At 72.4% G+C, this 14,020-nt stretch carries 9 protein-coding genes and 2 pseudogenes; 4 read left to right on the top strand and 7 right to left on the bottom strand.

The window, feature by feature from the left end; translation table 11 throughout:
• Window positions 1-8: 8 nt before the first annotated feature.
• The 3 genes from ACIPYQ_RS29660 (at window position 9) to ACIPYQ_RS29650 (ending at window position 2,890) form a co-directional block, all read left to right on the top strand.
• Entirely contained in the window at window positions 9-977 is a 969-nt protein-coding gene (locus ACIPYQ_RS29660; protein WP_401256848.1) for an LLM class flavin-dependent oxidoreductase, read from the top strand.
• Between the two features lie 96 nt (window positions 978-1,073).
• Window positions 1,074-1,526 (top strand): hypothetical protein, encoded by a 453-nt coding sequence (locus ACIPYQ_RS29655; RefSeq protein WP_401256846.1) that lies wholly within the window; start codon window positions 1,074-1,076, stop codon window positions 1,524-1,526.
• 146 nt (window positions 1,527-1,672) lie between these two features.
• The gene (locus ACIPYQ_RS29650) at window positions 1,673-2,890 is read left to right on the top strand and encodes a glycosyltransferase (protein ID WP_401256845.1); all 1,218 of its coding nucleotides are present in this window, start codon (window positions 1,673-1,675) and stop codon (window positions 2,888-2,890) included.
• Between the two features lie 125 nt (window positions 2,891-3,015).
• Here ACIPYQ_RS29650 and ACIPYQ_RS29645 read toward each other — a convergent pair.
• Window positions 3,016-3,453, bottom strand: a pseudogene (locus ACIPYQ_RS29645) (transposase); the annotation flags it as partial.
• An 84-nt stretch (window positions 3,454-3,537) separates the two neighbouring features.
• Window positions 3,538-4,746 (bottom strand): hypothetical protein, encoded by a 1,209-nt coding sequence (locus ACIPYQ_RS29640; RefSeq protein ID WP_401256843.1) that lies wholly within the window; start codon window positions 4,744-4,746, stop codon window positions 3,538-3,540.
• 66 nt (window positions 4,747-4,812) lie between these two features.
• On the opposite strand from ACIPYQ_RS29640, the pseudogene ACIPYQ_RS29635 reads away from it, so the two are divergent.
• Window positions 4,813-5,626: pseudogene (locus ACIPYQ_RS29635) on the top strand (IS5 family transposase).
• Here the strand turns inward: ACIPYQ_RS29635 and ACIPYQ_RS29630 are convergent.
• From ACIPYQ_RS29630 to ACIPYQ_RS29610, 5 genes are all read right to left on the bottom strand, one after another.
• Window positions 5,623-7,467: a serine/threonine protein kinase gene (locus ACIPYQ_RS29630; RefSeq protein WP_401256841.1), complete on the bottom strand. Its 1,845-nt coding sequence runs from the start codon at window positions 7,465-7,467 to the stop codon at window positions 5,623-5,625. The pseudogene ACIPYQ_RS29635 and the gene ACIPYQ_RS29630 sit on opposite strands and share 4 nt — an antisense overlap.
• Window positions 7,468-7,647: 180 nt before the next feature.
• The gene (locus ACIPYQ_RS29625) at window positions 7,648-10,539 is read right to left on the bottom strand and encodes a tetratricopeptide repeat protein (RefSeq protein ID WP_401256839.1); all 2,892 of its coding nucleotides are present in this window, start codon (window positions 10,537-10,539) and stop codon (window positions 7,648-7,650) included.
• 80 nt (window positions 10,540-10,619) lie between these two features.
• On the bottom strand, window positions 10,620-11,036 hold the full coding sequence (locus ACIPYQ_RS29620) for a hypothetical protein (RefSeq protein WP_401256838.1): 417 nt from the start codon (window positions 11,034-11,036) through the stop codon (window positions 10,620-10,622).
• Between the two features lie 100 nt (window positions 11,037-11,136).
• A complete protein-coding gene (locus ACIPYQ_RS29615) occupies window positions 11,137-11,460 on the bottom strand; it encodes a hypothetical protein (protein ID WP_401256836.1) in 324 nt (107 codons plus the stop codon).
• A gap of 21 nt (window positions 11,461-11,481) precedes the next feature.
• Complete coding sequence (locus ACIPYQ_RS29610) at window positions 11,482-13,995, bottom strand: CHAT domain-containing protein (protein ID WP_401256834.1); 2,514 nt, start codon at window positions 13,993-13,995, stop codon at window positions 11,482-11,484.
• Between the last annotated feature and the right edge of the window lie 25 nt (window positions 13,996-14,020).

Here is a 14,020-nt window from a genome sequence, read left to right as displayed (position 1 = left end):
CATCCGTCATGACGAACCTGCGACTGTCCGTGCTGGACCAGACCCCGGTCGGCGAGGACCACACCCCGGACCAGGCGCTGCGCGCCTCCGTGGACCTGGCCCGCGTCGCGGAGGACCTCGGCTACACCCGGTACTGGGTCGCCGAACACCACGGCTCCCCGGGCTTCGCGAGCAGCGCGCCCGAGATCCTCGCGGGGGCGCTGCTCGCCCACACCTCGCGGATGCGGATCGGGACGGGCGGTGTGCTGCTGCCCCGCTACGAGCCGGCGAAGGTCGCCGAGGTCTTCGGCGTACTGGCCTCCCTCTACCCCGGGCGGGTCGACCTGGGGATCGGCCGGGCGGGCGGGCCCGCGCGCGACTTCCCGCAGCGGCTGGCGGAGCTCCGCATGCTGCTGGGCGAGGGCGGAGTCGTACCGCACGCGCCGGTCCCGCCGCAGATGTGGCTGCTGGGCGCGGGGCGCGAGTCGGCGCGGCTGGCCGGCCTGCTGGGGACCGAGTTCGCGTTCGGGCACTTCTTCTCCCCGGCCGGCGGCCGGGAGGCGTTCGAGGACTACCGCACCGAGTTCCGGGCGGCCACCGGCCGCCGGGCGGGCGGCGCGCTCGCGGTGCGCGTGGTGACCGCGGACAGCGCCGGCCGTGCCGAGGAACTGGCCCAGAGCCTGCTGCTGTGGCGCGCCCGCAAGGATCTCGGCCAGGACGCCCCGCTGCCGTCGTACGAGACCACGCGCCGCCACCGGTGGACGGGCGCCGAGCTGGAGCGGGCCAAGGTGCACCGTGCGGCCCTCGTCTCCGGGGCGCCCGAGCAGGTGTACGCCGTGCTGACGGCCCTCGCCGGGACCCACGGAGTGGACGAGCTCGTCATCAACACCCTGACGTCCGACCCGTCCGACCGCCGGCGCTCGTACGAACTGCTGGCCGAGGCCTTCGCCCTCCCGGCAGCCCGCCCGACGGCCACGGCAGGCGCGTCCCGTTCGTAGGCGGTCCTTGACGCGGCGCTGCGCCGCACACGTAAAGTCCTTGCGGTCAAGGCCTGTTCGACCTCGTCCGAGGCCTTTCCACGGAAAGGAGGAGGCATGTGGGAACCCGTGCGCATAGCCGGTGCGGCGGTCACCGGGGCGCTGACCGGAGCTGCCGTGTCCGGCGCATGGAACTGGGGCGTGAGCGAAGACGCGAAGGTGTGCAAGGACGAGCCGGGCGTCTGCCTCACGTACTACCCGCTCTACGCGCTCGTCCTGGCCGTCGCGATCGTGGTCGTCCTCGTCCCGGTGGGCCTTTGGATCTCCCGCGTGCACCCGCTGGGCCTCAGCGTGCCGGCCTGCCTCCTGCTGACGGCGTACGTCCTCACGTGCTCGGGCGACTGGCTGAACGCTCCCGGGAGCCCCAGCGTCCAGCTCACGTGGCCGTTCGTGCTGACCTGCGCGACCGGCCCGGCACTCGTCGCCACGGCCCGCGTCCGGCGCCTGCAGGTGCCGGCGCTGTCCGCCCTGGGGGTCCTGATCGTGGTGTCCCTGTTCGCCCGGGCCTGAGCGGCACCGCAGACGAAGAAGGGCAAGGAGAGCGATCACTCCTTGCCACGCTCAACATATAGCGCACCGGGGGGCTTGCCACAAGATCCCGTTCATGCCGCAGAATCGCCAACCGTAGCCAGGAACTGCGGAATTGGGAGTACGGAATGCGTGTGTTGCTGTCGGCCTATGATTCGCGCGGGGGCGTCGAGCCGCTGGTGGGTCTCGCGGTGCGGTTGCAGGAACTCGGCGCGGAGGTCCGGGTGTGCGCGCCGCCGGACGAGGAGTTCGCGAAGCGGCTGGTCGGGGTCGGCGTGGAGATGGTGCCGACGGGGCAGTCCGTGCGCGACCTGGTGACCGGGAAGATCCCGCCCTCGCCCGGGGGTGTGCCGCGGCGGGCGGCCGAGCTGGTCGCCGCGTTCTACGACAACGTCAGCGCGGCGGCCGAAGGGTGCGACGTCCTGGTGGCGACCGGCCTCGTGCCGGCGGTGGCCGGTGTGAAGGCCGTCGCCGAGAAGCTGGGCGTCCGCTACGTGTACGCGAGTTACCAGCCCGTCAGCCTGCCGTCGCCGCACCACCCGCCGATGCCGCGGCCGGGCCGGCCGCTGCCGGCGGACGTGACCGACAACCGCGAGCTGTGGGACCGGGACGTCGAGGATGCCCAGGCGGTGTTCGGCGAGGCGGTCAACACCCACCGGGCGTCGATCGGCCTGCCGCCCGTGGACAACGTCCGCGACCACGTCTTCACCGACCGCCCGTGGCTGGCCGCGGACCCGGTCCTGGCCCCGTGGCAGCAGCCGGCCGACCTCGGCGTCGTACAGACCGGGGCGTGGGTCCTGCCGGACGAACGCCCGCTCCCCGCCGGCCTGACGGCCTTCCTGGACGCCGGCACGCCGCCCGTGTACGTGGGCTTCGGCAGCATTCCGATGCGCGATCCGGAGGGCGTCGCCCGGGCGACCATCGAGGCGATCCGCGCACAGGGCCGCCGTGCGGTCCTCTCCCGCGGCTGGGCCGACCTGGCCCTGATCGACGACCAGGACGACTGCTTCGTCGTCGGCGAGGTCAACCACCAGGCGCTGTTCCGGCGGGCGGCCGCCGTCGTGCACCACGGCGGCGCGGGCACGACGACGACGGCGACCTGGGCCGGCGTGCCCCAGGTGGTGGTACCGCAGGGGGCGGACCAGCCGTACTTCGCGGGCCGGGTGGCCGAACTGGGCATCGGCGCGGCCCACGACGGTCCGACCCCGGCCTTCGCGTCCCTGTCGGCCGCCCTCGAGACGGCCCTGGCGCCCGGGACCCGCGCCCGGGCCACCGCCGTGGCCGCCGCGTTCCGCGCCGACGGGGCGGCGGTGGCCGCGAAGCTGCTGCTCGACGCGGCCGGCTGAACCGCCGGGACTCCTAGAGCCTGTCTGACAAATGTTCATGTGGCTGGTTCGCGGAGCCAGAGGATCAGCGAGGCGGGCCGGCGCCAGGACGACGTCGGCACGGTAGCGGTTCGGCAAGCGTGCCGAATCTCGTCGCGATCGCGGTAGAGCTCCTTGTCGAAGGCGGGCGGCCGGCCGCCGAGGCGCCCTCGGCGTCGGCGGTCGGCTGTTTGGTCGCGGTGTTCGGGGATCGTGACGGCGATGCCCCGACGCCGCAGCAGGTGCCGGATCGCTCGGCTGGAGCAGGCCTTGTCGCCCAGGACTCGGGTCGGTTTCGTGCGTGGGCGGCCGGTGTCGGCTCGCGGAACGCGGATCCCGTCGAGGACCTGACCGAATGCGGTGGCGTCGTTGACGTTGCCGGGCGTGAGCACGATGGACAGCGGCAGTCCCCGGCCGTCGACCGCAAGATGGACCTTGGTGGTCAGCCCGCCTCGGGACCGGCCGAGGACCTGGCACGTCTGCGAGCCGACCGAATCTTCCAGTTCGTCCCCGTCCGCAGCCCCCTTTTGCCATTGACCACCTGCCGGTGATCACGCCACGGCCGACCACGCCCATCCACCAGTCGATACCCCCCAGGGCGCGCCGCGCACGCCCCGGACGGCCGTGTGTCAGCTCGGGCGCTCGTAGTTGGTCAGGACGCAGCCCTCGACCTGGGCCTTCTCCAGCCGGTGGCCGGCCGGCGCGGTGAAGCCGGTCTCGCAGTTCAGGTACAGGAACTGGAGCTGGTACAGCCCGCGGCGGACGTTCGCGTTGTTGGTCTCCACGGCGATGTTCGTGCCGACCAGCAGCTTGCTCGCGGTGGCCTTGAGGCGTCCGTCGTCCTTCAGGTCGGCCAGCTGCGCCGCCTTGGCCTTGGCCTGGAGGGTCTTCATGTCGGAGACCGTGTCCAGCCAGTTCAGGTTGTGCGCGCGCCGCTCCCCGCCGAGCTCGCCGCAGACGGCCCGCTGCTTGACGCCCCAGGCGCTCGGGGGGCCGTCGACGACCGGCATGTAGTCGATCGACTGTATGTGCTCGTCGGTGACGGTCATCTTCGTGCAGTCGACGGTGTGCGGGCTGACGAGCTGCTTCAGCTCGGCGATGCTGCCGGCGCTCGGCAGGCCCGGGCTGCCGGTGGACGGCTGGCCCGGTTTCGCGGCTCCCTCGGTGGAGGGGTCGCGGACCGCGCCGCGGTGGGGGCTGCCCTGGCCGTCGGGGCTGTTGACGTAGTCGGTGAGGAAGCAGCCCTCCACCAGGGCCTTCTCCTTCTTGAACCCCTCCGGGACGAAGACGTTGGGGTTGCAGCTCAGGATGCGCAGGTCGGAGTTGGGCGGGTCGACCAGGGACACGGCGGTGGCGGTCTTGAGCGCGGTCAGGGCGAAGGTCTTGCCGACGACCGTGCGGCTGGCGAGGTCGGTGTCGTCCCGGCCCTCGGCGAGCAGCTTCGCGGCGTGGTCCTTGGCGGCCTGCTGGAAGGCCTTCATGTCCGGGGTCAGGAAGAGGACGATCTCGCCCCGCGCCTTCTTGTCCGTGCAGACGCCGCGCTCCGTGATGCCCCAGTCCCCGGCGCCGATGAACCCGCTCAGCGGCACCCGGCTGTCGTTCGGGTCGGTGCTGAGGTTCTCGCAGGACGTGTACTGCTGTACGTGGGCCTGCGCCCCGGCCAGCGTGGCGGGCGCGGCGCCGGCGGCCGTGGGGGAGGCGGGGGCGGCGCTGGCCGGGGCGCTCGCGGAGGGGCTCGCGGCGGGCGGGCCCGGCTTGGGGGAGTCCTCGCAGGCGGTGGCGAGGGTGGTGAGCGCGGCGAGGGCCGCGGTCGCGGCGGATATCCGCTGGAGGCGCATGGGTGTCTTCCGTCGGCTGGACACGGCACGGGGGGATGGCGTGCCCATGCTAAGGCAATTGATCTTGTGGCAGGTCGAGGTGAGTTGACGGAGGCGGCGTGCGCGGCGCGCCCTGGGGGGGGGATCCGACTGGTGGATGGGCGTGGTCGGCTGTGGCGTGATCACCGGCAGGTGGTCAATGGTGTGCTGTGGCGGTTGCGGACCGGGGCTCCGTGGCGTGACCTGCCCGAGCGGTATGGGCCGTGGCAGACCGTCTATGAGCGGTTTGCCCGCTGGGAGGCGGACGGCACGTGGGCAAGGCTGTTGGAGCATGTGCAGGTCCGCGACGACGCGGTGGGCAGGGTGGAATGGTCCGTCGCCGTCGACTCCACGATCAACCGTACTCACCAGCATGCGGCCGAAGGTCCATCTCGCCGTCGACGGCCGGGGACTGCCGCTGTCCATCGTGCTCACGCCCGGCAACGTCAACGACGCCACCGCATTCGGTCAGGTCCTCGACGGGATCCGCGTTCCGCGAGCCGACACCGGCCGCCCACGCACGAAACCGACCCGAGTCCTGGGCGACAAGGCCTGCTCCAGCCGAGCGATCCGGCACCCGCTGCGGCGTCGGGGCATCGCCGTCACGATCCCCGAACACCGCGACCAAACAGCCGACCGCCGACGCCGAGGGCGCCTCGGCGGCCGGCCGCCCGCCTTCGACAAGGAGCTCTGTCGCGACCGCAACGTGGTCGAACGATGCTTCGCACGCCTCAAGCAGTTCCGCGCGATCGCGACGAGATTCGACAAGCTTGCCGACCGCTACCGTGCCGGCGTCGTCCTGGCCTCGCTGATCCTCTGGCTCCGCGAACCAGTCCGTGATCATTTGTCAGACATTGCCTAGGGCTGACGCTTCCAGAGGGTCACTTCGGTGAGGTACGTCGGGACGTTGTAGAGCTTGTTGGGCGACGGCTCGATCGTGACGATCTTGACCATGGCCAGGTTGCCCTTGGACGTGACCGTGCACAGCAGGTCGCCCTGGACGATGGCACTGTCCGCGCCGGAGAGGTCCGAGCTCGGCAGCCTGTCGGCCATCGGGTTGGTGGCCGCCCCGGTCTCGCACTCCTCGGGGGTGGGGCCCTTGCTCTTCCCGAAGGAGGTGCTGGTCTTGACGTCCTCGAAGCCGATCGCCAGCTCCCGGTCCTTCCAGCCGATCTCCCCGCTCGAGGCCTTGGGAAAGTCCAGGTCGACGTCGTAGACCTTGCCGAACTCCCGGCCCGCCAGCATCTTCAGCGACTTGTCCTTGAAGACCGCCGTGTAGGCCGGGGCCGAGGACCGGGGGGCGGCCGGGGAGCCGCTGGGCTGGGCCGCCGGGGCCGCGTCCTTCGGCTGCTCCGCCGTCTTCTGCTTGTCGTCGCCCGCGGTCGCCTTGCCGGCGTCGCCGTCCTCGCGCGTGAGGTACCAGGTGCCGCCCGCGATCAGCGCCACCGCCAGCACCCCCGCGCCGACGACCAGCGGGACGCGGCCGCGGCCCTTGCCGGCCGGGGCCGCGGAGGCGGGGGCCGCCGGGCCTGCGGGCGCGTGCGCGGCGTAGGCGGGGCCGGTGGGGGCGCCGTACACGGGGGAGTGCGGGCCGCCCGTCGGTCCCTGCGTCGGCGCGTACGCCGGGTGGACCGGTCCGGAGGCCTGCGTGGGGGCGTACGCGGGCTGGGCCGGGCCGGGGGCGTGGGTGGGGGCGTACGCAGGCCGGGCCGGCTCGGGGGCGTGGGTCGGCGTGTACGCGGGCTGCGGGGGCGCCTGCGGCGGCGTCTGCGCCAGCTGCTCGCGCCGCGCGATCTCCGCGGTGACCGGCGCGGGCAGCCAGTCCGCGAAATCGCGCAGCTCACGGCCCGCCGACTTCCGGCACCACTCGGCGACCTCCGCGGGCAGCGGCCGCTGCGCGGCATCGGCGGCCAGGCACCGCTCCAGCAGCGGCCGCAGCGCGTCCGGGTAGCCACTGAGGTCCGGCGCCTGCTGCGGGGTGTTGGCGATCGAGGCGGCGATCGAGATGCCCGCGCCGTCGCCGTAGGGGTGCCGGCCGGTGGCCACGACGGCGGCGATCAGACCCAGCGCGAAGATGTCGGTGGCCGGGGTGACCTGCTTGCCGAGCGCGTGCTCGGGCGACATGTACTGCGGGGTTCCGATGAACCCGCCGCTGCGGGTCAGCTGAGTGGTGTCGGTGGCCCGCGCGATCCCGAAGTCGATCACCCAGGGGCCGTTCGAACCGAGCAGGATGTTGCTGGGCTTGAGGTCGCGGTGCACCACCGAGGCGGCGTGCACGGAGTGCAGCGCCTGCGCGGTGCAGCCGATCAGCTGGAACACGGCGGGCAGCGGCAGCGGTCCGTGGGAGGCGAGCGCCTCGTCGAGCGGCAGGCCCGGCACGAACGCGGTGGCCAGCCAGGGCTGTTCACCACTCGTGTCGTGGTCGAGGACCGGCACGATGTGGTAGCCCTGCACCCGACGGGCCGCCTGCACCTCGTGCTCGAACCGGGCCCGGAAGTCCTGCTCCTGGGCGAACTCGCGACGGATGACCTTCAGCGCGACCGGCTGGTTCCCCCGGGTCCGGGAGAAGTAGACGGAACCCATGCCGCCTTCGCCGATCTTGGCGAGCAGCCGGTAACCGGCTATCTCCTGCGGATCGTTCGGCCCCAGCGGGCCCAGCACGGCGCGGTCGGCGTTCGACATCCATTCCCCCTTGTTGATCACGAGGGGAGATCGTAACGGGAGTCCGACCCCGGCCCGTGCCCCGGCCGTGCCCCGTGCGTCCCCGGTGCACTCTGGTGCGCTCTGATGGCGCCGCCGGAGCATCTCCTGCCATCGGGGCACGTGGCTGCCTGCCACCGACGCAGCCACCGGCTGCTGCCGGGCGAGGAGCCGTGAGCGTGTCTACGCCTCCTGGGCGCCGCCGTTCAGGGCGTCCAGGACTTCGTCACGCGTGACGCTCAGGAGCGCCCCCCACGCCTCGTACTCTTCGGTGCCGCCCTCCGGCAGGCCCGCGAACAGATCGACGGCCTCCGTGAGCTGTTCGAGGGCTTCGGACCACATCTCCAGGTCCTTCGAGAGGCCGGCCCATACGACGAGACACATGAGGAGGAAGGGCCGGACGGGCGCGTCCGGGGCCGCCCGTAGTTCGGCGCGGAGATGACCGGCCGCTTCCGCTGCCAGGGGCCACGCCGTGTGAGGCTCGTCCACCTGCGACAGCCGTTGCGCCAGCACGACCAGCTGGCCGGCGAGGGGTGGGCGGTACATCGTCCCTTCGGCTTCGTACAGCCCGCGCAGGAGGTCCACCGATTCCCTGGCGTACGGAACGGCCTCCGCCGGGCGGCCGAGTGCCGCCAGGGCGGTGTCGGCGAACCCGGCCGTCTCCGCCAGGTGCAGCGCGTCGGGAGCCGAGCCGTCCTGCGCCAGTGCGGAGCGGATCTCGTGGGCCTGGAGGACCGCCGACAGGGATTCCTCGAACCGGGCATGGTGGTGCAGGCGGATGGCCAGCCCGTGCAGGTTGTACCCGTGAAGGCGCTTGTACGCCGAGGGGTTGCGCCGTGCGAGTCCTTCCGCGATGGCGCACGCCTTCCGGGCCGCGTCCAGGGCGCCCTGGGGGTCACCGGTCGCGTCGAGCACCATGCCCAGGTTCTTGAGGGCGATGGAGACGTCCTCGTCGAACCTGCCCGGGTGGGCCACGTGCAGCCTCGCGTACCGTTCGGCCGCGTCACGGACGTACGGCAGCGCTTCGTGGTGCCGGCCCCTCTGGTAGAGGAGGAGGCCGTAGTTGTCCAGGGACGCCGCGAGCTCGGCTTCGGCCTCCGCACGGCCCGAGTGGGCCGCGCGCCGGCGCAGCCGCAGGCGCAGGCCTTCCGCGGTGTAGGGCTCGGCCTCCCGCCCCCGGCCCATCTCCATGAGCGCCATGCCGAGATTGCTGTGGGCCATGGCGAAGTCGTGGACGGGCAGGGTGACGCCGGACCGCTGCAGCTCACGGAAGAGCTGGATGCCCTCGGTCATGAGCTCGACGGCCCGTTGTTGACGGCCCGTCCTGTACATGGCCATGCCGAGAGCGCTCAGCGCACCGGCGAGGCTCAGCTGGTTCGACGCCGGGCCCCCGTCCGGCAGACTCTTCCGGATGCTCACCGCGGAGCGGAACGAGGCCACCGCCTCCGGCCAGAGTCCGGCTTGGAGCAGCCTGGAGCCCAGCGCCTCGTGGAGCTCGGCGCGCTCGGCCGGGCTGTCACTGAGACGCAGCCGGTGTTCCGTCAGGAGACGAATCAGCGCTGCCACACCGGGTGCGAGGTCGATGTCCTGATGCCGGGGCAGACACTTCTCCACCGCTTCCAGCGCGGGAAGGTCCACGCACTCGATCTCGGTCAGGGCGGCCACCACGGAGCCGCCGCCTTCGACGGCCAGCTGCGGCCTCGCCCGCAGGAGCGGCCACAGCTCGCGCTCGGCGACGTGCGGCCAGCGGCGGGCGGTGTCCGTCAGGGCCGCCAGCGCAGGGCGGGCGTACGGTACGGCCTGCGGCGGTGGCTGCCGCGCCCCTCGGCGCCACCACCGCAGACCCCCGGTCGCCGGTGACGGTGCCTGCTCGGGCCGCAGCAGCCGTTCGGCCGCTCCGGTCGCCCACGGGTCCGGTACGTAGCCGGCGCACGCGTGCCCGGGCGTGGACAGAGCGAGGAAGTCCTCCGCGAGCCGGTCGGGGTACAGCGGTTCGAGTGCGACGCCGGCCGCCGGATCGCGCGGCGGATAGCACACGGCGTGGTCGTCGACGACGACCGACGGGGGGCTGCCGGACAACCCGATGCGCTCCAGGGCCGTGGCGGCCTCGGCGTACGGCAGCGTCCCCGTCAGCGCCGCCGTGTAGACCGCCCGGCGCATGATCCGCGGCGCGGTGGACACGCGGCCGTTGTCGTGCAGACTCAGCCAGAAGTCGTGTTCGCGGTCCAGCAGGTAGCGGGACAGGTCCACGGGATCGCGTGGTGCCGTGAGCTTGAGGCGGAAGCTGTCGATCGCGACGAGCGCGGCCATGTGGAGGGTGAGGGCCACGTCGTACGCCTCGCCGTCGAGGTCGGCCGGCACTGCGGGCAGGGGCGGGTCCTGGAGCCCGAGTGCCTCCGAGAACGCCTGGTGGGCGACACGGAAGGAGATCTGCCGGTCCGTGTGGCTCCCGGCCAGTGCAGGCAGCTCGATCGTCGGGCCGGCGTCGAGGCCCGCCTTGCCCAGGCGGTTCTGCAGGGCGGGCCACCACAGATTCGCCGAACGGGCCACGAGCAGGACGCGGCACTGCCGGGGGCGGTGCAGCAAGGGGTTCGACAACAGCATCAGCAGGTCGTCGGCCGGCCAGCGGTCGGCGTAGTCCACGATCAGCAGCAGCGCGCGCCCCGGGTCTCCGGGGGCGACGACCTGCTCGGCGATGGGGTCACTCCGGTGGTGGGCGGCCCACACCGTCCAGCCCCGCTGCGCGGAATCGGCGGCCAGCCGCGCCGCCAGCCGGGTCTTGCCCTGGCCGCCGCCTGCGTGCACGAGCGCCACCGAGCGCGCCGTGTCGCTCTCCTGCCACCGGCCCAGGGCGTCGAGTTCGCCACCCCTGCCATGGAAGGGCACCACGCGGTTCTCGGCGGCCAGCAGCCTGCTGGGCTGGAGAAGGGCGGTCTCCACCGGAACGGACCGGCGCGTGAGGTCGAACGGCGTCACCTGGTAGACGGGCCGGCCGTTGCGCACGTGGATGTCCCCGTGGAGGACGGCGTACACGGAGCTGCCCGGTTCGGCGTGGATGTGCTGGGACGCCTCCATGCGAGGCTCGTCGGCCGCCGACACGTCTTCGGGACCTCAATCCATGTGCTGAGACGAGATCCGGGCACCTTGGTGCCCCGTCATGACGCATCGTTCCTGTCGTTGCCGATGTTCATCGTTCCGAACATCACTCCGTAAGTGGGGCCCGTCCCATGACCGTTGACATGCATGACGTTGCTCGTGGTCTCCCCGGCGCGCCGCGTCGTGAGGGCTTCCAGCTCCGCGGCGGCTTGCGGATGCTCCGCGAGCCAGCCTGCCAGCCTGGGCTGCCAGACGTCTGCCAGCTCGTCCCGAGCCGCCTGGCGGGCGTCCTCGGTGACGGCCTCCAGGGCGGCCGCGTCCTCATCGAGCAACGCCAGCAGAGCCGGCTCACCGTTCCCGTCGCGGCCTTCGCCGTGCCGCCTCAGGAGGCCCGCGACCCCGGACCGCATGGTCTGCCAGGCGTCCGTGGCTGCCGCTGCCAAGATGGCCGTGCTGCTGATGCTGGCCAGTTCCAAGAGTGCCGGATCCACGGCGAAGCCCCCGCCCCGTTCGATACCGCTTGCAGTCACATGGTTGCAGAAGGTTTCCGGTCGCGGCAATGGCGCGAATCCACGGCTACTCGTCGTCGCCGAGCAGGACTTCCCGGATCCGGTGGGCGAGCGTCACGACGTCCGCGTCGCGGGGCATCTCGATGGTCACGCTGTCGCCGTTCCCCTTGATCTCGACCGTGACTCCCGAAGACCGCCCGAAGTTGGTGCGGACCAGCTCCGTGAGACGCAGGAAGGTGTCGGGGCCCTGGAGGAGGCTGATGGTGGCGTTCAGGGCCGCGAAGCCCACGACGACGATCTCGGCCGTGCTGCCCCGGCCCCCGGGCCGGATGGCCAGACCCTCTGCCACCAGCAGATCGGCGATGTCCGACGGCATGGCAACGGCAATCATGAAGGAGATCCTTTCGGTTGTTCAGTAGGCCTGGAACGAGGCCCAGATGATGGGGTGGGGATCGCGGATGTCCTCACCGTCGAAGTCCTCCCCGCGCACCGAGAAGACCTTCCACTCGGTGAGCATCCGCAGCTGCAACTGCCGCAGCAGGTCCGCGTGATCGCCGGCCCGCTGCCCGTCGAGCATTCCCCGGACGAGGAGGTCCTCGAAGGCTTCGGTGAAGGAGGCGTCGCGGATGTCGAGCGAAGTGGCGATCACCTGATCGGCGCCGGAGTGGATCGCGCCCGCCGCGAGCCCCATGCCCTCGCCGCCGAAGGCGGACGCGGTGGAGCTGGAACAGCACGACAGGATCACCCGCGTGGGCATCGGCAGGAAGGGCGTGCCGTCGTCGAACGCCCCGAAGAGCTCGCCCGACTGTACGTACGTCTCCTCGGCCAGGGGCAGGGCCGACCAGGCCGGATCGCTGTCGTGCACCGCGTGACCGCGGTAGAAGAAGACCCCGTGGGTGGAGGGGCCGATCTTGTGCAGGGCCGCCAGCAGGGCGTCCTTGGTCCCGGGGCCGTCGGGCCCGGAGGCGGTCAGGAGCGCGGCCGCCTCGTTCACCACGGAGTCCGCGGTCCGTTCGCGCAGCGACCCGTCCGGGTTGTCGCAGGCCAGCAGGAACGGCACGGGCGAGCCGGGCAGCGGCTGGGAGTCGCGTGAGGCGCGCCTGAGCTGGGTCGGTGTGGAGGTCCACATCCGCAGCGACGCCTTCTCGATCAGCCGCTCCTCCGTGCCGGGGACCATCGTGATCGCCCAGGGCACGCAAGTCAGTTCGCGGGCGGCGGAGATGGTGAGCCGGAGCGGTGCGTCCGCGCCGGCCCGCTGCAGCGCGTCGACGAGCGGCGGCGGCAGGAGCTGCCCGATCGTGCGGGTGATGATCTGCTCCTCCGCCGACCGCCAGCTCCTCAGCTGGGTGAACGGCTCGTAGAAGTCCCCGGGGCCGCGCTTGTACGGGAACAGGCTCCACGTCTTGCGTTCGGAGGACTGGGAGTGCCCGGCCAGGCCCAGCAGGACCGGCTTGATCCGGTCGAACTCCCGGAGGTCCTGCACGCCGTACCCGGCGGGCCGTCCGTCCCGCGCGAGGAACCAGAAGAGAAGGCCGTCCTCGATGTGGGTCGACCAGAAGACGCCTTCGGGCAGCGCGTCGTCCAGGGGCCGCGCCGCGAGGCCCTGCGCCTCTTCCGGCGGCAGGGCGCTGCGGTAGTGGGGCAGGAGGAGGGCCGTGCCTTGGTAGGAGACGGGCTCCGGAAAGTGCAGGAGCGTCGAGTTCAGGGCGTCCTCGTACGCGGTGGTGACCGCCGACGACACGACCCAGCCGCTGCCGTCGGCCGCGGCGGGCGATGCGAGCGGCTCGGCGGCACCGGCGCCCCCGCCGTCCGGATCCTCCGCATCGGCGTCCGCGGGGCCCGCCTTGCCGTCGATCCCGCTGTCGGCGAGCTTCTCGTCGTCGTCCATCTCGACGGCGGCGCCGAGCAGGGACTGCAGCCTGCACGACTCGATCAGCTCGGCGACCGTCCGCTCGTCCCCCAGGGCCACCGCCGAGACGAGGGCCGTCCGCCGGGCGGGTCCGAAGTTCTTCCACAGGGACAGGCGCTGGGTGTGCGAACACGCGCGGTACCGCTGCGCGTCCAGCTTCGCCCACGCGGACAGGGCCAGGCCCAGAGCCTCCTCGTACCGTTCCAGCGAGGCCCAGATGCCCGCGGCCGCCTGTTCCAGCTCCCCGGCCAGCCAGTCGTCGGCCCGGTCCGCGGCGAGCCGGGCACGGGCCGTGGTCAGGAGGCCGAGGGCCCGCTCCGGCTGCGCGTCGGCGGCGAGGCGCTGCGCGAGGCAGGAGACGAGGTAGGTGTAGGGGATGATCCCCAGGTCGTGGACCTGCTCGATGCCGTCGGCCGCGTCCGTGCCGAGGTGGGGCTCCGGGTCCAGGATCCGGGCCGCGATCCGGTGGAAGGCGGCGGACGGGCCGTGGGACGCGCCCTGGATGACCTCCAGACGGACCCTGGCGGCGGCGTGGTCCCCCTCCTTCATCGTGAGGACGACCACCTGGGCGTACGTACGGCGGAAGTGGCGGCGAGCCGCCCAGTGGAGGGCCGCCCCGGCGAAGCACTCGGTCGCGGTCGCCCAGTCCGCGTAGCGCACGTACTCGCGCCCCAACAGCTCGTAGATCCGGGCGAGATGACGGTCCTTGGACGGCAGCGCGCCCGGCTCCGGCAGCTGGTCGGTGATCCTGATCAGCAGCGCCCGTACCCAGGAGTGCCCGGCGTTCCCCGAGTCCTTCGCGTCCGCGATGCTCAGCCCGCCGAGAAATCCGTCGAGTTCGAGGAGCTCCCGGCACCGTCGCTGGGGAAGGCCCTCGTGCCGGTTCGTGTAGGCGTCGATGCGCGACGCGATCCACCTGGTGCCGCGGGTGGACAGCCCTCCCCGTCGCGGGAGCCTCCGTTCCCGGGCGATGCGCCCCGCCACGATGAGCGCGCGCTCGTACGCCGTGAACCTCATGTGCCCCCCGCGTGCCCCACCCTCT

The sequence above is a fragment of the Streptomyces sp. NPDC090045 genome, from assembly GCF_044747975.1.
GTDB lineage: Bacteria > Actinomycetota > Actinomycetes > Streptomycetales > Streptomycetaceae > Streptomyces.
This window is presented reverse-complemented; position numbering and strand designations above follow the sequence as displayed.

Coding starts and splice junctions, on each gene's coding strand:
- ACIPYQ_RS29660 (WP_401256848.1), top strand. CDS start 9: ATGACGAACCTGCGACTGTCCGTGCTGGACCAGACCCCGGTCGGCGAG.
- ACIPYQ_RS29655 (WP_401256846.1), top strand. CDS start 1,074: ATGTGGGAACCCGTGCGCATAGCCGGTGCGGCGGTCACCGGGGCGCTG.
- ACIPYQ_RS29650 (WP_401256845.1), top strand. CDS start 1,673: ATGCGTGTGTTGCTGTCGGCCTATGATTCGCGCGGGGGCGTCGAGCCG.
- ACIPYQ_RS29640 (WP_401256843.1), bottom strand. CDS start 4,746: ATGCGCCTCCAGCGGATATCCGCCGCGACCGCGGCCCTCGCCGCGCTC.
- ACIPYQ_RS29625 (WP_401256839.1), bottom strand. CDS start 10,539: ATGGAGGCGTCCCAGCACATCCACGCCGAACCGGGCAGCTCCGTGTAC.
- ACIPYQ_RS29615 (WP_401256836.1), bottom strand. CDS start 11,460: ATGATTGCCGTTGCCATGCCGTCGGACATCGCCGATCTGCTGGTGGCA.
- ACIPYQ_RS29610 (WP_401256834.1), bottom strand. CDS start 13,995: ATGAGGTTCACGGCGTACGAGCGCGCGCTCATCGTGGCGGGGCGCATC.